The organism is Amycolatopsis benzoatilytica AK 16/65, from assembly GCF_000383915.1.
GTDB classification, from domain to species: Bacteria; Actinomycetota; Actinomycetes; order Mycobacteriales; family Pseudonocardiaceae; genus Amycolatopsis; species Amycolatopsis benzoatilytica.
Genome location: NZ_KB912942.1, coordinates 343,053 through 362,677 on the forward strand (window position 1 = coordinate 343,053; position 19,625 = coordinate 362,677).

The 19,625-nt window shown below is 69.7% G+C and carries 18 protein-coding genes and 1 tRNA gene; 11 read left to right on the top strand and 8 right to left on the bottom strand.

What is annotated here, in order from left to right; translation table 11 throughout:
* Positions 1-2: 2 nt before the first annotated feature.
* The 5 genes from AMYBE_RS0101625 to AMYBE_RS0101645 all read right to left on the bottom strand — a co-directional run bounded on the left by AMYBE_RS0101625 (position 3) and on the right by AMYBE_RS0101645 (position 5,141).
* Positions 3-1,253 (bottom strand): beta-ketoacyl-[acyl-carrier-protein] synthase family protein, encoded by a 1,251-nt coding sequence (locus AMYBE_RS0101625; RefSeq protein WP_020657582.1) that lies wholly within the window; start codon positions 1,251-1,253, stop codon positions 3-5.
* A gap of 61 nt (positions 1,254-1,314) precedes the next feature.
* Positions 1,315-1,560 (bottom strand): acyl carrier protein, encoded by a 246-nt coding sequence (locus tag AMYBE_RS0101630; protein ID WP_020657583.1) that lies wholly within the window; start codon positions 1,558-1,560, stop codon positions 1,315-1,317.
* A gap of 71 nt (positions 1,561-1,631) precedes the next feature.
* Positions 1,632-2,615 carry a beta-ketoacyl-ACP synthase III gene (locus tag AMYBE_RS0101635; RefSeq protein WP_020657584.1) on the bottom strand — a complete coding sequence of 328 codons (984 nt, stop codon included), beginning with the start codon at positions 2,613-2,615 and terminating at the stop codon, positions 1,632-1,634.
* Positions 2,612-3,523: an ACP S-malonyltransferase gene (locus AMYBE_RS0101640; protein WP_084469851.1), complete on the bottom strand. Its 912-nt coding sequence runs from the start codon at positions 3,521-3,523 to the stop codon at positions 2,612-2,614. The genes AMYBE_RS0101635 and AMYBE_RS0101640 overlap by 4 nt, the downstream gene beginning before the upstream one ends.
* A 403-nt stretch (positions 3,524-3,926) precedes the next feature.
* Positions 3,927-5,141, bottom strand: coding sequence for a PucR family transcriptional regulator (locus AMYBE_RS0101645; RefSeq protein ID WP_020657586.1), 1,215 nt, complete (start codon positions 5,139-5,141; stop codon positions 3,927-3,929).
* 156 nt (positions 5,142-5,297) lie between these two features.
* Between AMYBE_RS0101645 and AMYBE_RS0101650 the strand changes: the two genes are divergently transcribed.
* The 5 genes from AMYBE_RS0101650 to AMYBE_RS0101670 all read left to right on the top strand — a co-directional run bounded on the left by AMYBE_RS0101650 (position 5,298) and on the right by AMYBE_RS0101670 (position 10,360).
* Positions 5,298-6,215: an ABC transporter ATP-binding protein gene (locus tag AMYBE_RS0101650; protein ID WP_020657587.1), complete on the top strand. Its 918-nt coding sequence runs from the start codon at positions 5,298-5,300 to the stop codon at positions 6,213-6,215.
* Positions 6,212-7,435: an ABC transporter permease gene (locus AMYBE_RS0101655; protein ID WP_020657588.1), complete on the top strand. Its 1,224-nt coding sequence runs from the start codon at positions 6,212-6,214 to the stop codon at positions 7,433-7,435. Before AMYBE_RS0101650 ends, AMYBE_RS0101655 begins: the two co-directional genes overlap by 4 nt.
* Before the next feature lie 792 nt (positions 7,436-8,227).
* Positions 8,228-9,085 (top strand): mechanosensitive ion channel family protein, encoded by an 858-nt coding sequence (locus tag AMYBE_RS0101660; RefSeq protein WP_027927281.1) that lies wholly within the window; start codon positions 8,228-8,230, stop codon positions 9,083-9,085.
* Positions 9,086-9,243: 158 nt separating this feature from the next.
* Positions 9,244-9,876 (top strand): nicotinamide mononucleotide transporter family protein, encoded by a 633-nt coding sequence (locus AMYBE_RS0101665; protein WP_020657590.1) that lies wholly within the window; start codon positions 9,244-9,246, stop codon positions 9,874-9,876.
* A gap of 169 nt (positions 9,877-10,045) precedes the next feature.
* Positions 10,046-10,360 (top strand): hypothetical protein, encoded by a 315-nt coding sequence (locus AMYBE_RS0101670; protein WP_034287746.1) that lies wholly within the window; start codon positions 10,046-10,048, stop codon positions 10,358-10,360.
* A gap of 36 nt (positions 10,361-10,396) precedes the next feature.
* Here the strand turns inward: AMYBE_RS0101670 and AMYBE_RS0101675 are convergent, their stop codons facing one another.
* Together AMYBE_RS0101675 and aceE are read right to left on the bottom strand one after the other, a co-directional pair.
* Positions 10,397-11,608 carry an alpha-hydroxy acid oxidase gene (locus AMYBE_RS0101675; RefSeq protein WP_020657592.1) on the bottom strand — a complete coding sequence of 404 codons (1,212 nt, stop codon included), beginning with the start codon at positions 11,606-11,608 and terminating at the stop codon, positions 10,397-10,399.
* A 207-nt stretch (positions 11,609-11,815) separates the two neighbouring features.
* Positions 11,816-14,611, bottom strand: a complete 2,796-nt coding sequence (aceE, locus tag AMYBE_RS0101680; protein ID WP_020657593.1) for a pyruvate dehydrogenase (acetyl-transferring), homodimeric type — start codon at positions 14,609-14,611, stop codon at positions 11,816-11,818.
* A 387-nt stretch (positions 14,612-14,998) separates the two neighbouring features.
* Here aceE and AMYBE_RS0101685 point away from each other — a divergent pair, with 387 nt between their 5' ends.
* The 6 genes from AMYBE_RS0101685 (at position 14,999) to AMYBE_RS44585 (ending at position 18,379) form a co-directional block, all read left to right on the top strand.
* Positions 14,999-15,433 (top strand): DUF3052 domain-containing protein, encoded by a 435-nt coding sequence (locus AMYBE_RS0101685; protein ID WP_020657594.1) that lies wholly within the window; start codon positions 14,999-15,001, stop codon positions 15,431-15,433.
* Positions 15,434-15,491: 58 nt separating this feature from the next.
* Positions 15,492-15,956, top strand: a complete 465-nt coding sequence (locus AMYBE_RS0101690) for a peroxiredoxin (RefSeq protein ID WP_020657595.1) — start codon at positions 15,492-15,494, stop codon at positions 15,954-15,956.
* Positions 15,957-15,996: 40 nt separating this feature from the next.
* Positions 15,997-16,068, top strand: a tRNA-Val gene (locus AMYBE_RS0101695).
* Between the two features lie 215 nt (positions 16,069-16,283).
* Positions 16,284-17,387, top strand: coding sequence for a hypothetical protein (locus tag AMYBE_RS0101700; protein ID WP_154676103.1), 1,104 nt, complete (start codon positions 16,284-16,286; stop codon positions 17,385-17,387).
* 384 nt (positions 17,388-17,771) lie between these two features.
* Entirely contained in the window at positions 17,772-18,215 is a 444-nt protein-coding gene (locus AMYBE_RS0101705; protein WP_020657597.1) for a VOC family protein, read from the top strand.
* Positions 18,212-18,379 carry a hypothetical protein gene (locus AMYBE_RS44585; protein ID WP_020657598.1) on the top strand — a complete coding sequence of 56 codons (168 nt, stop codon included), beginning with the start codon at positions 18,212-18,214 and terminating at the stop codon, positions 18,377-18,379. Before AMYBE_RS0101705 ends, AMYBE_RS44585 begins: the two co-directional genes overlap by 4 nt.
* Positions 18,380-18,420: 41 nt before the next feature.
* Here the strand turns inward: AMYBE_RS44585 and AMYBE_RS0101715 are convergent, their stop codons facing one another.
* Positions 18,421-19,599: an aminotransferase class V-fold PLP-dependent enzyme gene (locus AMYBE_RS0101715; protein WP_020657599.1), complete on the bottom strand. Its 1,179-nt coding sequence runs from the start codon at positions 19,597-19,599 to the stop codon at positions 18,421-18,423.
* Positions 19,600-19,625 lie beyond the last annotated feature (26 nt).

Sequence of the window (19,625 nt, forward strand, 5' to 3'; positions counted from 1 at the left end):
ACTCAGCCGGCCGGCGTGAACACCAGCGCGGTGTTGTGCCCGCCGAATCCGAACGAGTTGCTCAGCGCGGCGGCCAGTTCGACCTTGCGGTTCTCCCCGGACACCACATCGAGCTGGACCTTCGGGTCCTGGTCGGTGAGGTTCAGCGTCATCGGCACGATGCCCTGGTAGACCGCCAAGATCGTGGCGATGCCCTCGACCGCGCCCGCCCCGCCGACCAGGTGGCCGAGCGCGCCCTTCGGCGCGGTGACCACCGGGTGGTCGCCGACCGCGGACCGGATGGCGGCCGCTTCGCCGATGTCGCCGACCACAGTGGACGTCGCGTGCGCGTTCACGTGGCCGATGTCCGACGGGGAGAGACCGGCCATCGCGATCGCCGCGCGCATCGCGGCGATCTGCCCGATTCCCTCGGGGTGATTGCCGGTGATGTGGTAGGCGTCGGAGGTGATTCCGTAACCGGCCAGCTTCGCGTAGATCCGCGCGCCGCGAGCCTTCGCCCGGTCGGCGCGTTCGAGCACGACGGCGCCAGAGCCCTCGCCGAGCACGAAGCCGTCGCGGTTGACGTCGAAGGGACGCGAGGCCGCCGCCGGGTCGTCGTTGCGCGTCGACACGGTGCGGGCCTGGGCGAACCCGGCGACGGTGATCGGGTGGATGCACGCCTCGGCACCGCCCGCGACCACCACGTCGGCCCGTCCGGACCGGATCATCTCGAAGCCGTTGGCGATGCCCTCGGCCCCGGACGCGCACGCCGACGCGGGCGAGTGCACCCCGGCCCGCGCCTTCAGGTCGATGCCCACGTGCGCCGCCGGGCCGTTCGGCATCAGCATCGGCACGGTCAGCGGCGACACCTTGCGAAGACCCTGCTGGTGCAACAGGTCGTTCTGGGTCAGCAGGGTGACCGGTCCGCCGACACCGGTGCCGATGGAGACGCCGAGGCGTTCCGGTTCGACATCGGTGTGCTCGTCGGTCTGCTCGGCGAACCCGGCGTCGGCCCACGCTTGCCGGGCGGCGATGAGCGCCACCTGCTCGCACCGGTCGAGCCTGCGGGCTTGCACGCGGGGCAGGATCCCGGCCGGGTCCACGGCGAGCTGCGCCGCGATCCGCACCGGAAGGCCCAGCTCCTCGGGCCAGTCCGCCTCGATGGTGCGGACACCGCTGCGGCCGGCCAGCAGGCCGTCCCAGGTGGACGTGACGTCCCCGCCCAGCGGCGTGGTCGCGCCCATTCCGGTGATCACGACGTCGATGTTGCTCATGGGAGTCTCCCCAAGGTCGGCACCGGACCGGGGGCTGCCCCGGTCCGGGTACGAAGAGGGCTTACTTCTGGTTGGCGGACACGTAGTTCACCGCGTCGCCGACGGTCTTCAGGTTGGCCAGCTCGTCGTCCGGGATCTTGACGCCGAACTTGTCCTCGGCCTGCACGGCGATCTCGACCATCGACAGCGAGTCGATGTCCAGGTCGTCCACGAAGGACTTCTCGGCGGTGACGTCGTCCTGAGCCACGCCGGCGACCTCTTCGACGATCTCGGCGAGGCCAGCGAGGATCTCAGTGTTGTCAGCCATCGGTGTTGTTCCCTTCTCAGTGCTTCTGCAGGTCCACTCGCGGGCACGGCGCCCGCGGGGGAAGTATCCACTCAGGGCAGGATGAATGCCTGCCCGGCATAGGAAAGCCCGGCGCCGAAACCGACCGCCAGCACCACGTCGCCGCTCTTGGCCGTGCCGGCCTTGCGCATGTGGTCGATCGCCATCGGGATCGAGGCGGACGAGGTGTTGCCCGAGTACTTGATGTCGTCGGCGACGACCAGGTCCTCGCGCGCGCCCTTGGCGCGCAGCTTCTTCGCGATCGACTCGACGATCCGCAGGTTGGCCTGGTGCGGCACCAGCACGTCCACATCGGACGGCTGCAGGCCGGCCGCTTCCAGCGCCCGCAACGCGATCGGCGCGATCTGGGTGGTCGCCCACCGGAAGACCGACTGGCCCTCCTGGTAGATGTACTTGCCGTCGCGCATGTAGATCAGGTCGACCAGCTCGCCCGCGCTGCCCCAGACGACCGGGCCGATGCCCGGCTCGTCCGAACCGCCGACCACCGCGGCGCCCGCGCCGTCGGCGAAGATGATCGCGTTCGCCCGGTCGGTCGGGTCCACCGCGTCGGTGAGCTTCTCCGCGCCGATCACCAGCGCCTTCTTCGCCGAGCCCGCCCGGATCAGGTCGGAGGCGACGCCGAGGCCGTAGCAGAACCCGGCGCAGGCGGCGTTGAGGTCGAACGCGCCTGGGTTCGGAATGCCGATCCGCGCGGCGACCTGCGCGGCCGCGTTCGGGATCTGCGTCGGCATGGTGCAGTTCGGCAGGATCAGGGTGTCTACTTCGGACGGTTCGACCCCTGCGTCGGCGAGCGCCGCGGCGCCTGCCGCGACCGCGAAGTCGACCAGCAGCTCGTCCTTGTCGCCGAAGCGGCGTTCGATGATGCCGACCCGGTCGCGGATCCACTGGTCGTTGGTGTCCATCACCTGGGACAGGTCGTCGTTGGTGACGACCCGGTCCGGCTGGTGGCTGCCGAAGCCGAGGATCCGGGCGGCGGGCGCGCCGGTCTGCTGGCGCAGGGTGGGGCGGGCGGTCACTGGGCGTCCTCCTCGCGCAGCGCCGCCAGCTCGGCAGGCGACTTGAGCGCGGTGGTAGTGGTGACGACACCCTTGAGCTGCCGCTTGACCAGTCCGGTCAGGGCGCCCGCGGGCGCGAGTTCGACGGTGTGGTCCACGCCGAGGGAGACCAGCCCGTCCATGGTGAGGTCCCAGCGGACCGGGCGGGTCACCTGGGCGACGAGCCGGCGCAGGTACTCCGCGCCGCTCTCGACGACCTGGCCGTCGGCATTGGACAGCAGCGGGCGCGTCGGGTCGGCCGGGGTCAGACCGGCCGCGTGCTCGCGCAGCGCTTCTTCCGCGGGCGCCATGTACGGCGTGTGGAAGGCGCCGGCCACCTTGAGCGCACGGATCTTCGTGCCCTCCATCGGCTCGGCGATGATCCGCTCGATCGCCTCGGCGGCGCCGGAGGCGACGATCTGCCCGGCCCCGTTGCGGTTCGCGGCGGTGAGGCCCTGGCTTTCCAGCCACGCGGTGACCTCGTCGGGGTCGCCGAGCATCACGGCGGCCATCGACGTCGGCTCGAGCGCGCACGCCTTGGCCATCTCGGCCCCGCGCACCGCGGCCAGCGCGACGGCGTCGGCCGGGGTGAGCACCCCGGCGATCGCGGCGGCGGCGAGTTCGCCGACCGAGTGGCCGGCCACCGGCGCGTCGGCGGGCACCGGCAGGTGCTCGAAAGACAACAGGGACAGTGCGACGATCAGCGGCTGCGCGACCGCGGTGTCCTGGATCTCCTCGGCGTCGGCTTCCGTGCCGAGCCGGAGCAGGTCGAGCCCGGAACGAGCGGACCACTCTTCGACCCGCGCGCGGGCACCGTCGAGCTCGAGCCACGGGGTGAGCATTCCGGGGGTCTGAGAACCCTGGCCGGGGGAGAGGACTGCAACTGTCACGTTGTCTATGAGACCACGGTCCCGGGTTTCCCTCGGCTGCGGGCGGTCACCAAGTCCGTGCGGCGTTCTTGGAGGAAACCTCCAAAGACCGGCCGGAGAACCTGGTCCTTAACCCATCAGCCTTGTGGGATTCAACCAGCGCTTGCCGTGAAGTCTGTCACCCGCCGGCTGCTGTTCGCCAGTTGGCTGCCAGTTCGTCCGCGTGCCGCGCGCGTGGGCGAGCGACGCGCGCGGCGGCGAGCGACGCGTGCCGTGAAGGGAACATTGAGGTACTCAGAGTCCCTGAATGTTCCCTTCACGGCGGTCAGGCGAGGACGGCGCCGGGTACGCGGTCCGTGAAGGGCCCCATGAGGGACTTAGGTTCCGGTAAGGGGCCATTCACGGACCGGGGCGTCGGCGTGCGTCACCAGAGGCCACGAGCGCGAGCCAGCCGTCCCACCGTCAGCGCGACCCGCAGCACCAGCGCGTCCCGCGCCTCAGTCGGGTTTCGCCCGGTCAATTCCGCCGCCTTGCGCAGCCGGTACCGGACCGTGTTCGGATGCACGAACAGTGCCTGCGCGCACCGTTCCAGCACTCCGCCGGTGTCCAGATAGGTCTCGACTGTCCGCTGCAACGCCGACCCGGCCTCTTCGAGCGGCCGCGCCACCTGGTCGATCAGCAGCCGCTCCGCGCCCGGATCGCCGGAAAGCGCGCGCTCGGGAAGCAGGTCGGCCGACCGGACTGGACGGGGCGCGCCGGGCCAGCCGACCACCGCGCGCAAGCCGGACAGGGCCTCGGCCGCGCTGTGGTGTGCCTCGGCGAGGGTCGGCACGGTCGGACCGGCCACGACCGGGCCGTCGGCGAACACAGTGGACATCCGGGCGAGGATTTCGCGTTCCTTCGGCCCGCCGTCGGTCGGCCCGCCGATCACGATCACCAGCCGCGAGCCCTGCACGGACAGCAGTACCGCGCGGCCGACCCGGGCGGCGCGGGCACGGACGTCGAAAACCACCGTCGGCGGATCGTCCGAAGGCGGATTCCCTACCAGGACGGTCGCCGCCGCGGCCGGGTCCCAGCCGAGTGCGGCGGCTCGGGACAGGACCGATTCTTCGGCGTCGCCGCGGACGATCCCGTCGACCACCAGAGCTTCCAGCCGGGCGTCCCAGGCGCCGCGCGCTTCCGCCGCGGCGGCGTAGGAGTTGGCCGCGGCGAAGGCGATTTCCCTGCCGTAGCGCAGGATTCCTTCGATCAGCGCGGCGCGCTCGGCTTCGTTCGCGGCGAATTCCGGGAGCTGTTCCTCGAAGACCTCGATCGCCAGCCGGACCATCGCGACCGCCTGGCGCAGGCTGATCCAGCGCGACACCTCGGCGGGCGCGTCGCGGAACGCGTCGGTGGTGAGTTTCAGCGCTTCCTTGGAATCGCGCAGCCACGAGACGAATCCGCTCGCCCCGGTCTGCGTGATCAGCAGCACGCTGGCCCGCTGGTCGGCGGGCAGCCGGGCGAACCAGACGAGCCGGCGTTCCATTTCCGCGACGCTCGCGCTCGCCAGCCGCCCGGAGGCGTGCTCCAGGCTGCGCAGGGTTTTCGCGGACAGTCCGTGGTGCTTTGGCGCCGGGCGTCCCGATGAAGTGTCGGCCATGTCGGGTCCGATCCTACGTCGGGGCGCGAGGCACAACTTTCGGCTGCGGCGGGGGGAACTTCGGGCGGTGGGCAACGGCCGGCCCAAGTGCCTAGGATCCGAGGCCTGGAGTGGTAGGGGATCACTCCGGGGGACAACTGGACAAGGGGGCGGGCGATGGCAGGGCCCGGACTGGAGATCGACGGCATCTCCAAGAGGTACGGCGACGTGGTGGCGCTGGAGAAAATGACCTTCGACGTGCGGCCGGGCGAGCTGTTCGGCTTCGTCGGCAGCAACGGCGCGGGCAAAACGACCACGATGCGCATCGCGCTCGGCGTCCTGAGCGCGGACGCGGGCGAGGTGCGCTACGAGGGCGTGCCGATCACGCACGAAACGCGTCGCCAGATCGGGTACATGCCAGAGGAACGCGGCCTGTACCCGAAGATGAAGGTCGGCGAGCAGCTCACCTACCTGGCGCGGCTGCACGGAATGCCGGTCGCGCAGGCGAAGGCCTCGACCGAACGGTGGACCGAGCGGCTGGGAGTGGCCGCCCGCCGCGACGACGAGGTGCAGAAGCTCAGCCTCGGCAACCAGCAGCGCGTGCAGCTGGCCGCCGCGCTGGTGCACGAACCGCGGATTCTCGTGCTGGACGAGCCGTTCTCCGGGCTGGACCCGGTGGCCGTCGACGTGATGAGCGCGGTGCTGAAAGAAAAGGCGGCCGAGGGCGTTCCCGTCGTGTTCTCCAGCCACCAGCTGGATCTGGTGGAGCGGCTGTGCGACCGGGTCGGGATCGTCCGGAGCGGGCGGATGGAAGCGTCCGGCTCGGTGGCGGAGCTGCGCGCGGGCGGCACGACCCGGCTGCTCGTCGACGCGCCGGACGCGCCGGACAGCTGGGCGGCCGCGCTCGCCGGCGTGACCGTGGTCGGCCGGACCGGTTCGGTGACCGAACTGGAACTGGCCGACGGCGCGGACGATCAGGCGGTGCTGCACGCCGCGCTGGCTACCGGACCGGTGCGCGAGTTCGCCCGGAAGCTGCCGTCGCTCACCGATCTGTTCCGTTCCGTCGTGACCGAGCACCGGGAGGCCGCGGCATGACCGGGTCCGATGTCCAGATGAGCCCGTTGTCCGCGGTCGGCCTGGTGGCCGGGCGGGAGATCAGCACCCGGGTCAATTCCAAGGCGTACCGGATCACCACGCTGGTGATGGTGCTGATCATTCTCGCGATGACGCTGGTCTTCAAGTTCCTTTCCGGCGGCAGCGGCGGCGCCGACTCCACGGTCGGCTATGTGCCGGCGGCGGCGGAGCTGGCGAAGCCGCTGGTCGCGACCGGCGAGTCGATCGGCCAGAAGATCGCCGCCCAGCCGGTCGCCAACCAGTCCGAAGGCGTGGCGAAGCTGCGGGACGGCTCGATCGACGCGCTGCTGGTGCAGGACGCGAAGCAGATCCACGTCCAGGTGAAGAAGACGCTGGACGCGAAGCTGAAGAACACGCTTTCGGTGCTGTCCAAGCAGGTCGCGCTCAACCAGGGGATCGAGTCGCTGGGCGTGCCGGACGGCGTGCGGAAGGTGGACCAGGCGGTCGCCGGCGCGAAGGTCGACGAGCTGCCGCCGCTGGAGAAGCCCTACGACTACAACGGGCAGCAGCTGGTGCTCGGCATCATCGCCGGCGTCCTGATCTATCTGTCGTTGATGATCAACGGGCAGAGCGTCGCGCAGGGCGTGGTCGAGGAGAAGACGTCGCGGGTGGTCGAGCTGCTGCTGTCGACGATCAAACCGTGGCAGCTGATGGCCGGGAAGGTGCTCGGCATCGGAACGGTCGGCCTGATCCAGATGCTGGCGATCGGCATCGTCGGTGTCGCGTCCGGGCTCGGCCTCGGCGTGCTGACCATCTCGGTGAACGCCGCGGTCGGCACCGTGGTGTGGCTGATCGTCTGGTATCTGCTCGGATTCTTCATGTATTCGATCGTCTTCGCGGCGCTGGGTGCGCTGGTGTCGCGGCAGGAGGACGTGGGCGGCGCGACGATGCCGGCGCTGATGTTCGTGATCGCCGGGTACGTGGTGGGGATTTCGATCCTGCCGTCGAATCCGGGCAGCACCCTGGCCGAGGTGCTTTCGGTGATCCCGGTGTTCGCCCCGACGCTGATGCCGATGCGCCTGGCAATGGGCGGCGTGCCGGTGTGGGAAGCGGTGCTGTCGGTCGGGCTGGTAATGGCGCTGATCCCGGCGCTGATCTGGCTTGCCGCGCGGATCTACCGCAACGCGGTGATGCGAACCGGCGCGAAGGTGAAGCTGCGGGACGCGCTCAGCGCGGCCTGACCGCCGACTCTTCTTGAGAGGGCCTCCTGGCGGATTTTTCCGTCCGTCGGGAGGCCCTCGTCGCGTTCTACCCTGGGTAGCTCCCCGGGAAGGGCCAGGGCGAGGCTTACCCAGCCGCTAACCCACGTGGGTTAGCGGCATCGGGTGAGATGTGACAGCCCATCCCGATCGTTCCTCTGCCTCTCCGCCGCGCGTTTCCGGCGACTCCGGTCTGGCCTCGGGGAGCCTCCGGGGAGTCTTCGCAATCGGCGGTCCTCGTCGGCCCGAGTTGGTGACCGCGCATCGGTCGGGCCTGGCCGCGCGTAGCTTCCGATCCGGGCGAAACCCCAGCGCAACGCCGCATCCGGAGCCAGGAATCCGCCGACGTCCGGTTAATGGGCCAAACATGGCCGGGTGGTGAACGTGCCGATATCGGCGGGAAAACGCGAACCGTATTCGCGCCGGCCGAGTCGGTGCCGCAGCTGCGGAACTGGCTGGTAACTCACGGGAAAAGCCGGATCCGGATCTTCGGCGAGTACGCCGGAAGCGGGTGCCCGGGCGGAGGACTCGCGCCCCTGCGCGGAAAGGCGGAAAAATGTTCGAGGCCGCTCGGCGCTTGCGGTTTTCGCTGCGCCGAGCGGCCTCGTCTCCCCGGTCCCCACCGGTAGGACAAGTATGGCCGGGGTTGATCTTCTCGCGCCAGTCGTCTCACTCGATCGTGGTGCACGGCACTCGTGCCCGCTGGGTACTCGTTCTGCGACCGGCGGGACGACGCCGGAGAATCCGCGTCGAACTGCGGCGAAGGGAGCCAGCGTGGGTGAGCAACTCAAGAACGGACTCGGACAGGCCTGGAATTTAGTGGCCACGTTCGTGCCGAAACTCGTCGGTTTTCTGATCATCCTGCTGATCGGCTGGTTGATCGCGAAAGCCGTGTCCAAAGCACTCGGGATCGTTCTCGGAAAGCTCGGTTTCGCCCGGATGGTCGAGAAGACCGGGCTGACCGGAATGGTGAAGGGAGCGAATTTCGACGCCACCACCGTGCTGGTGAAACTCGTCTACTACTTCATTCTGCTGATCGCGCTGCAGCTGGCGTTCGGGGTGTTCGGCCCGTCGAACCCGGTGAGTCAGCTGCTCAACGACATCATCGCCTTCCTGCCGCGGATCCTCGTGGCGCTGGTGCTGATCATCGTGGCGGCGGCGATCGCGAAGGTCGTGCGGGACGTCATCTCCTCGGCGATGGCCGCGCGTCCGGCGGGGCGGCTGCTCAGCACGGCCGCGTACTGGCTCGTGATGGCGTTCGGCATCATCGCGGCGCTGGGCCAGGTGAACATCGCGACGACGGTGACCGGACCGGTGCTGATCGCGGTGCTGGCCACCGCGGGCGGGGTGATCGTGGTCGGCTTCGGCGGCGGCCTGATCAAGCCCGCCCAGGAGCGGTGGGGCGGCTGGCTGGCCAACCTGCAGGGGCAGGTCAGCGCCAAGAACGGCGGGCAGCAGTCGCAGGTCGCCGGGCAGCACGCGCCGGCCGGTGCCGCTCCCGGGGCGCAGGGCTACCCGCAGAGCCAGTCGGGCAGCTTGCCGCAGCCGGGGCAGACCCGGCAGATGCCGGCGGACGGTCATTCGACGGAGCCGCCGACCCCTCCGGCGGGATTCAGCCGCGTCGAGCGCTGACCTGAACACAGCGGCGGAGGCCCGGGGAGACCCGGGCCTCCGCCGCTTTTCGCGCCGCGGGCGATCCAGGAAGCGGGACTGTCCGCAGTGTCACATCGGCAGGGGAATGGCCGCGCCGTGCTGCATGTTGGGAGGCGTAGATCGAAGGGGGTGCCGACGTGGAGTTCTTGTTGCACCACGGCGTGACGGTGTTCGGCCAGTGGATCTCGATCGCGGAGCTGACCGGACAGCTGTTCGCGCTAGCGGTGGTCTTCCTGGCGCAACGACGCACGCTGTGGACCTGGCCGGTGCAGGTCGGCGCTACGGTGCTGCTGTTCGCCGTCTACGCGTCCGCGCACCTGGGCGGCCTCGCCGGTCGGCAGATCGCCATCCTGCTTATCTCGCTGTACGGCTGGTGGGCCTGGAACCGTCGCACGGACCCGATTTACGGGGTCGTCGTGCGCAAGGGCCGCTGGACTGAACGCGCGGCGATGCTCGGCTCGTTCGTTGTGGGCACCGTCGCGATGGCGCTGGTCCTGCAAGCCCTCAACGCGTCTTGGGCGCCATGGCCGGACGCCGCGATCTTCATCGGGACACTCGTCGCATTCGCCGCGCAGGGTGTCGGACTGGTGGAGTTCTGGGGCGTGTGGCTGGTGGTCGACGCGATCGGCGTGCCACTGCAGATCAAATCCGGCCTGTACTTCTCGGCGGCGATCTACGTCGTCTTCGCGGTGCTGGTGGTGCACGGCTGGATTACGTGGAACCGCTCGGCCCGTGCCGCGGTGGACCAGAGGAAGCTCGCGGCGGTCTGACGATTGGATCACTCGGCGGGAGCCACGAGCGCGGCACGACCAGCCCGCGCCGGTTCACGATGCCGGACGTGGTCTTCCCCTTGGCTGATGCCTGGGACGGGCGGCGCGACGCCGGTCACTGGACACCGCGAAGATGCGCGTCCGCCGTCCCGATGCTGGGATGAAGTCCATGAGCGACGAGATCACCGACCCGGCCGTGCGCGCGTTCGTGACCGCGCTCAACGCCGGGGACCGGGCCGCGTTCCGGGCCGCGTTGACGTCCGACGCGACCATGTCCGACGACGGCACCGACCGCGACCTCGGCGACTGGACCGAGCGCGAGATCTTCTCCAGCGACGGCAAACTCGAGGTCGAGTCCACGTCTGACGGGGGCCGGACGCTGGTCGCCGACTACTCGAACTCGACCTGGGGCGCGATGCGCACGCGCTGGCTGTTCGCGGTGCGCGACGGAAAGGTTTCCCGGTTCGAGACCGGCCAGGCCTAGCGGCCGCACCGGCAGGCGCCGGCGCGGCCGAAGCGCTCAGCGCAGCGTCGCGTGGGTGGGGCGCAGGTCGTCCACCCGGCGCACCCCGAGCAGCTGCATCGTGCGGATCATTTCGCTGCGCAGGATGTCCACGCAGCGCTGCACGCCGCGTTCGCCGCCGGCCATCAGGCCGTACAGGAACGCACGTCCGATCAGCACCGCGTTCGCGCCGCGGGCCAGTGCGGCCACGATGTCGCCGCCGGACAGGATGCCGGTGTCGACCCACACTTCGGCCTCGCCCTGGATCTGGTCCAGTGCCGCGGGCAGCAGCTCGATCGGCGTCGGCGCGCGGTCGAGCTGGCGTCCCCCGTGGTTGGACAGCAGCACCGCGTCCGCGCCGTGCTTCACCACTTCGCGGGCGTCGTCCACGTTCTGCACGCCCTTGACGACCAGTTTCCCCGGCCAGGTCTGGCGTACCCAGTCCAGGTCGTCGAAGTTCAGCGTCGGGTCGAACAGCTTGTCCAGCAGCTCGGCCACGGTGCCGCCGAACCGGTTGAGCGACGCGAAGTTCAGCGGCTCGGTGGTCAGCATGTTGAACCACCACGCCGGGTGCATCGCGCCGTCCACGAACGTCTTCAGCGTGATCGCGGGCGGGATGGTGAGCCCGTTGCGGACGTCGCGCAGCCGCTGCCCGGCGACCGGGGTGTCGACGGTCAGCAGCAGCGTGTCGTATCCGCTCTCCCACGCCCGATTCATCAGATCTTCGCCCGCGCCGTGGTCGCGCCACACGTACAGCTGGAACCACTTGCGCGCGTCCGGCGCGGCCGCCGCGAGGTCTTCGATGGACGTGGTGCCCATCGTCGACAGCGCCATCGGCATGTCGTTGCGCTGGGCCACCCGGGCGACCGCGCGCTCGCCCTCGGTCTGCATCATCCGGGTGAAGCCGGTCGGCGCGAACGCGAACGGCAGCGCCGAGCGGACGCCGAGGATCTCCCTGCTGGTGTCTACATCGGACACACCGCGCAGCACGTTGGGCTGGAATTCCACCCGTCGGTAAGCCTGCCGGGCGCGGCGCAGGCTGTCTTCGAGCTCGGCCGCGCCGTCGGTGTAGTCGAAGGCGGCGCGCGGCGTGCGCTTGCGTGCGAGCATCCGCAGATCGGCGATCGTGTGCGCGCTGGCGAGGCGCCGATCGGTCGGGTTGAGCACGATCGGCTTCGGCCGCAAGATCTCTTTGAGCTCGCTGGGCCGGGGCAGGCGACGCTTCGTCACGCTCGACCACCTTTCGTCAGGCATCCGGATACATCCGATGTCTACCTTACTGGGCTGCTCATTGCTTATCCGACCACAGGCCGAACGACTCCGATCGCGACGCTTGCGTGCGTGTCTGGTCGGCCTGCTGGTGGCCGGACCAGCACGACGACGACCCCTCCGGGACAGGGAGTCCTGTCCCGGAGCGGCCGGCGCCTCAGCCAACCGTCACGCGTTGCCGGAGTCCGACGTCTGCGGCCCGGCGGCCGCCACGTCGTCGAGCCGGTAACGGCGGGCCGCCTCGGCGACCTTCGCCTGGTCGTACTCGCCGCGCTTGGCGAGCGCGGACAGCGCGCCGACGGTGATCGACTCGGCGTCCACCAGGAACTTGCGCCGCGCGGCCGGGCGGGTGTCGGAGAAACCGAACCCGTCGGTGCCGAGCGTGAGCATGTCGGTGGGCACCCACGGGCGGATCATGTCCGGCACCGCGCGCATCCAGTCCGACACCGCCACGACCGGGCCGGACACGCCGGCCAGCTTCTGCGTGACGTACGGGACGCGCTGTTCGCCGTCCGGGTGCAGCAGGTTCTCGTGGTCGATCTCGACCGCTTCGCGGCGCAGCTCGCCCCACGAGGTGGCCGACCACACCGCGGCCCGCACGCCCCACTCCTCGGCCAGCATCCGCTGCGCCTTGAGCGCGTCCGGCATGGTGACGCCGGAGACCAGCAGCTGAACCTCCGGGCCCTCGCCCGCCGACGCCTCGGAGTACCGGTAGAGGCCCTTGAGCACGCCGTCCACGTCGAGGTTCTCCGGCTCGGCCGGCTGCTGGTAGGGCTCGTTGTAGATGGTGATGTAGTAAAAAACGTTCTCGCCGTTGCCGTCCGGGCCGGTCTCGCCGTACATCCGGCGGAGGCCGTCCTTGACGATGTGCGCGATCTCGAACGAGTACGACGGGTCGTACGCCACCACCGCCGGGTTGGTCGCCGCCAGCAGCAGCGAGTGCCCGTCCGCGTGCTGCAGGCCCTCGCCGGTCAGCGTGGTACGGCCGGCGGTGGCGCCGAGCACGAAGCCGCGGGCCATCTGGTCCGCCGCCGCGTACAGGCCGTCGCCGGTGCGCTGGAACCCGAACATCGAGTAGAAGATGTAGATCGGGATCATCGGCTCGCCGTGCGTCGCGTACGACGTGCCGACGGCGGTGAACGACGCGGTGGACCCCGCCTCGTTGATGCCCTCGTGCAGCAGCTGGCCCTTCTCGGACTCCTTGTACGCCAGCATCAGGCTCGCGTCCACCGAGGTGTAGGTCTGGCCGTGCGGGTTGTAGATCTTGGCGGTCGGGAACATCGAGTCGAGGCCGAAGGTGCGCGCCTCGTCCGGGATGATCGGGACGATCCGCTTGCCGATCTCGGCGTCCTTCGCCAGCTCGCGGATGAGCCGGACGATCGCCATCGTGGTGGCGACCTCCTGCTTGCCCGAGCCCTTGCGGACGCCGTCGTAGACCTTGTCGCCGGGCAGCACGAGCGCCTTGGCGGTCTTCGGGCGGCGTTCGGGCAGGTATCCGCCCAGCGCCTTGCGGCGGCCGCGCATGTACTCGATCTCCGGCGAGTTCGCGCCCGGGTGGTAGTACGGCGGCAGCTTCGGGTTCTTCTCGAGCTCCTCGTCGCTGATCGGGATCCGCTGGGTGTCGCGGAACAGCTTCAGGTCGTCGAGGGTGAGCTTCTTCATCTGGTGCGTGGCGTTGCGGCCCTCGAACGCCGGGCCGAGGCCGTAGCCCTTGATGGTGTGCGCCAGGATCACCGTCGGCTGGCCGGAGTGCTCCATGGCCGACTTGTACGCCGCGTACACCTTGCGGTAGTCGTGGCCGCCGCGCTTGAGGTTCCAGATCTCCTGGTCGGTGAGGTCCTTGACCAGGTCCTTCGTCCGCGGGTCACGGCCGAAGAAGTGCTCCCGGACGAACGCGCCGTCGTTGGCCTTGTACGTCTGGTAGTCGCCGTCGGGCGTCACGTTCATCAGGTTGACCAGGGCGCCGTCGCGGTCGGCGTGCAGCAGCGAGTCCCACTCGCGGCCCCAGATGACCTTGACCACGTTCCAGCCCGCGCCGCGGAAGTACGACTCCAGCTCCTGGATGATCTTGCCGTTGCCGCGCACCGGGCCGTCGAGCCGCTGCAGGTTGCAGTTGATCACGAAGGTCAGGTTGTCCAGGCCCTCGCCCGCGGCCACGTGGATGAGGCCGCGGGATTCGGCCTCGTCCATCTCGCCGTCGCCGAGGAACGCCCAGACGTGCTGGTCCGAGGTGTCCTTGATGCCGCGGTCGCGCAGGTAGCGGTTGAACCGCGCCTGATAGATCGCGTTCATCGGGCCGAGGCCCATCGAGACGGTCGGGTTCTCCCAGAACTCCGGCATGAGCCGCGGGTGCGGATAGGACGGCAGGCCGCCGCCCTCGCCGGCGTGGCTGTACTCCTGGCGGAAGCCGTCCAGTTGCTGCTCGGTCAGCCGGCCCTCGAGGAACGCGCGGGCGTACATGCCCGGGGAGGCGTGGCCCTGGAAGTAGACCTGGTCGCCGCCGCCGGAGTGGTCCTTGCCGCGGAAGAAGTGGTTGAAGCCGACCTCGTACAGCGCGGCCGAGGAGGCGTAAGTGGAGATGTGGCCTCCGACGCCGACGCCGGGCCGCTGCGCGCGGTGCACCATGATCGCCGCGTTCCAGCGGATGTAGCGGCGGTAGCGGCGCTCGATCTCCTCGTCACCAGGGAACCAGGGTTCGTTCTCGGTTGGGATCGTGTTCACGTAATCGGTCGACGTGAGGGCCGGGACACCGACGTTGCGCTCGCGGGCGCGCTCGAGGATGCGCAGCATCAGGTAGCGGGCGCGCTGCTGACCGCCGCGGGCCAGCGCCTCGTCGAAGGAGTCCAGCCACTCGCTGGTCTCCTCCGGATCGATGTCGGGCAGGTGCGCCGCCAGTCCGTCACGGATGACGCGTACGCGTGCCGGGGTCTCCTTGCCGGAGGCGCCGTCGTTCTGCGGGGCCAAGGGGTCTCCTTGTAGCTGGTCGTGCTGGTGGGCGGGAGTGTTCGCCGACATTCATGGTCGTCCCCGTGCCGGTTCGCGTCACCGGTACTGACCGGTAACATTTGCCGCCCGAGTGCCACCACTCCCCGCGCACGGTGTATCGCGCGCGCGTTTTCTCTCCACCACCCTAAAGGAGGGGTCCGGCGGCGGCCGCGCAGCGGTGGGTACTGAGTGCCACCCCGGGGTCGCGCGGGCGGGTCCCCGGCTCTACGCTGCGGACACGACTTGCCAAAGATCCGGTGTGGACGGTTGCGCGCAGCGCCGCGCCAGTGTTCGCTGTTCCACAACCGTGTACCCGAGTGCGGCGGGCAGCTGCCGCACTCCGTCGTAGTTGGAGGAGTGGAAGCAGTGGTCGCCGCGGGAGACGCAGGCAACGCCGGCGTCGCCGAGAGCCTTGGCATCAAGCCGGACATGGTGGTCCAAGAGATCGGCTGGGACGAGGACGTCGACGACGACGTCCGCGCGGCGATCGAGGAAACTATCGGCGGTGAGCTCCTCGACGAAGACGCGCAGGAGGTCATCGACGTTGTGCTGCTGTGGTGGCGCGACAACGACGGTGACCTCGGGGACGCGCTGGTCGACGCGCGTGGCCCGCTGGACGAGAACGGCGTGATCTGGGTGCTGACCCCGAAGACCGGGCAGCCCGGGCACGTCGAGCCCAGCGATATCGCCGAGGCGGTGCCCCAGGTCGGGCTCGCTCAGACGGCGAACATCAGCGTCGGGGCCGGCTGGCTGGGCACCCGTCTGGTGTCGCCGAAGTCCTCCAAGGCCAAGCAGCGCTGAAGCGCCGCGATAGGGTGAACAGGCACGCTCGTGTTCGCTCTGGAGAGGAATAGCCGGTATGGCTGTCGAGGTCGGTTCGCAGGCCCCTGACTTCACGCTCAACGACTACAACAAGCAGCCGGTCACGCTGTCGCAGTTCAAGGGCGACAAGCCGGTTCTGCTGGTGTTCTACCCGTTCGCTTTCAGCGGGATCTGCACCGGCGAGCTCTGCCAGCTGCGCGACGAGTTCGGCGACTACGACGGCAAGGGCGTCCAGGTGCTGGGCGTCTCCGTCGACACGCCGTTCTCGCTGAAGGCGTGGGCCGAGGTCGAGGGCTACCAGTTCCCGCTGCTGTCGGACTTCTGGCCGCACGGAGAGGTGGCGCAGAAGTACGGCGTCTTCAACGACCAGGCCGGCCTCGCGGTGCGCGGCACGTTCCTGATCGACACCGAGGGCGTCGTCCGGTTCGCCGAGGTCAACGCGCCGGGCGAGGCGCGCGACCAGGCGGGCTGGAAGAAGGCCGTCGAGGAACTGACTGCCTGATCGTGCTTTCCGCCGGGACGGGTCTCCCGTCCCGGCGTCCGGGCGCATAGCTCAGCGGAAGAGCACTCGGTTTACACCCGAGCGGTCGCAGGTTCGAACCCTGCTGCGCCCACCTCCCGGTACCTGCCGCTCGAGGCAGATGCCGCCATCGCGCCCTGGACGATGCGCGCATCGCGCGGAGGTGACCGCGCCTCACCAGTCTGTGCCGGGCACCAGCTGGCGGATCGACTGCCAAGCTTGCTCCGCTGCGGTGACCCGCGGCCGAAACGCTCGTCCCGACGTCCGGTTTGCCCTAAGCTTCCTTCGGATGTTCGGGGGCGAGGGCAGATGAACAGGACACGCGCGGCACGCCGGATCGGCTGGACTCCGGGCGTGGCCGCCCTGCTGGCCTGCCTGGGCGCGGGCAACGTGCTCGTCGGCGCGAGCTTCTTCCGGGACGGGGCCGTCTCGTGGACACCGGTATACCTCGCGGTGCCGATCGCGATCGTCGCCGTGCTGGCGCTCCGCGCCGGGCGGGCGGCAGCGTCCCGGAAGTACGTGGAGCGCTCGGTGCGACGGGGCTGGGCCGGGATGTCCCCGTCGTTCCCGTTCACCCTCGTCGCCTGGGCGCTCGGCGGAACCGCGTTCGGCTGGGCGACCGGTGCCGTGCTGGTGTCGGTCAACGGAAACAATCCGGAGGCCCGGGCGGATCTGCGGTGGGCAGTGGATTCGTCGCGGCCCGTCCTGCTGCTGTTCGTCGGTCTCCTGGTACTCGCCGCGGCCGGGTACTACTCGTGGCGGTTCCGGGAGCGCTACGAGCTGGGCCCGTTGGAGCAGGCGGGAATCGCGGTCGTGGTGCCGCCCGAGCCGCCGGGTCTGGCGAAGACGACCCGGATGTGGCTGGCCGGCACGGCGGTCGATGCGTCGCTCTTCGCCGGAGCCATCGTCCCGCGGCTGTTTTCCGGCCATGACCGCCCGACCGCGGACGAGTGGCTGAAGGGCGGCTTCACGGTGCTCGCCGGCCCGGCGGTGGTGAGCTTCGCGCTGCTCCTGCTGTTGTTCGCGAACTGGTCGACGCGCCATTCCGCGCTGCGTGCACTGCTGCGTCCGACTTCTCTCGCGGCGATCGGCCTCGTGTTGCTCGCCGTCGTGGCTGACCAGTCGCCCGACTTGGCGGTGGTCAGCAACGTCCTCGCCGTCGCCGGCACTCTGCTTGGCTCGGCCACCTGCATGAGCATCATGACGCACGGTGCCCAGCCGTGGATGGGCCTGTTCTACCTCGCCGGGAACTTCGTCTTCGGCTACTTGACGGCACCGGACGGCGACTACGCGCTGCCGGTCGGCATCACCGGCTGGATCATCGCTGTGCTGGCCGCCGTCTACGCCGTCCGCGAGGCGCGCAATCACTATCGGCATTGGACTGGCCTGGAGCGACCGCCGCTGGCGGCCTGAGCCGGTACCGAAAGGTCGGTCTCCCGGGCCGGAGTCCCCCAACTCCGGCCCGGGAGGGCCTTCGCGCTCGCCGGGCCTGCCCCCTCGGCAGTCCCGACTTCAGCGCCCCTTTGCGGGATACAAGTTCAGGAGACGAGGGACAGCGGCGTGGATACTGCGCCGATCGGGTGATCTCGCGCTCGGCTGACGGCAGCCAGGGCAGGCGATCGCCACGGGGATCGCCTGCCGCCAGTGCGCGCGACGGTGCCGCGGTTGGGCACAGCGGGCCGGCTCTGCCGCCTCGCTGTGATCCACGGCATCAAGTAACCATCTTGACCGGTGATGCATTCGGCTGCCACCGTAATAACCGCTCGAACAGGTTACGAATGCGGAGGAGAAAGAGTCATGGACCTCAAGCTGGAAATAGCGGTCATCCCGGTCTCGGATGTCGACCGGGCGAAGGAGTTCTACGAGCGGCTCGGCTTCCGGCTCGACGCGGACTTCCGCAGCGACAAGGGCCTGCGGGTGGTCCAGGTGACGCCGCCCGGGTCGGCGGCGTCGGTGATCTTTGGCGAGAAGCTGACCACCGCGGCGCCGGGCTCGGCGCAGGGGCTGCACCTCGTCACCGGCGACATCGAGCTGGCGCGCAAGGAACTTCTGGAGCGCGGTGCCGAGGTCGGCGAGCTGTGGCACGACGCCGACAGCATCTTCCACTGGGCCGGAGAGGCGAACCGCGTCCCTGGTCCGCACCCCGAAGCGGACAGCTACGGCACCTTCGCGTCGTTCGCCGACCCGGACGGCAACGGCTGGACGCTGCAGCAGGTCGTCAACCGGGCACCGGGCCGATGAGCGAGACGCAGCGCGGGTTGGAGGACGCGCTCACCGAAGCCGCGCCCGGTCAATACGAGAAAGGAAACGCCGCCGGCGCTCGCGAGGAAGACTGGCCGCACTGGTACGCCGAGCATCTGGCGGAGACGCTGGCCAGTGGCGGATACTCGCCGTCCTGCTGGTAGTCCTGGGGAGGCCGGCCCGGCATCGAGCCGGCCGCGGTCGGTCAGCGGGCCAGCTTCGCCACCTCGGACACGAGCCGGTCGATCTCGTCCTCGGTGTTGTAGTAATGCACTGAAGCCCGGACCAGGTCAGGCAGGTTGCGCGCGGCGAAGTCGTATTGCGCCGAGGTCGCGTGCGTGACGCTGGTGTTGATTTTCGCGGCCTGCAGGTGCGCTTTCACCTGGTCCGCCGGGATTCCGTCGACGTTGAAGGTCACCAGGCCGCATTTGCGCGCGCCCGCGTCGTGCACGGCTACGCGGTCCAGTTCGGCCAGTCGGGACCGCAGCGTCGAACCGAGGGCGGTGACGCGTTCCTCGATCGCCGGCAATCCCCATTCCAGTGCGTAGTCCACCGCCGCGCCGAGGCCGAGGACTGCCGCGAAATCGCGCTCCCACACTTCGAATCGCTTCGCGGTCGGGTCGACTGCGTACTCGTCCGGAGACGTCCACACCGCCGAATGCAGGTCGAGCATCGCCGGCTCCAGGCGATCGCGCAGCTCCGGGCGCACGTACAGCAGACCGGTCCCGCGCGGGCCCCGCAGGTACTTGCGGCCGGTGGAGCTCAGCGCGTCGCAGCCGATCTTCTCCACGTCCAGGTCGAGCTGGCCGGCCGACTGGCACGCGTCGAGCAGGAACGGGATGCCCGCCTCCCGGGCCACCGCGCCGATTTCCTCCGCCGGGTTCACCAGGCCGCCTTGGGTCGGCACGTGGCTCACCGCGATCAGCTTCACCGACGAGTCGATGCGGCGGCGCAGGTCGGCGACGTCGAGCTGGCCGGTCTCGTCGTCGTCCACTACCTCGACCCGCGCCCCGGTGCGGCGGGCGATCTGGAGGTAGGCGATGGCGTTGCTGGCGTATTCGGCGCGGGCGGTGAGGATCCGGTCGCCGGGCCCGAACGGCAGCGCGTAAAAGATCGCCTGCCAGGAGCGGGTCGCGTTGTCGGTCAGCGCGATGTCGTCCGGCCCCGCGTTCAGCAGCCGCGCGACCGACGCGTACACGTCGTTCACGCGGTCCCTGGCCTGGTCGGCCGCCTCGTAGCCGCCGAGCCGGGACTCGGTGCGGAGGTAGTCGATCACGGTTTCGGTGACCCGCGCGGGCGGAAGGGACGAGCCGGCGTTGTTGAAGTGCGCGACTTCGGAGCTGCCGGGGGTTTCGGTGCGGGCGCGGTCGACGTCGAAAGCCATATAAACTGAATACAGTACGGCTTAAC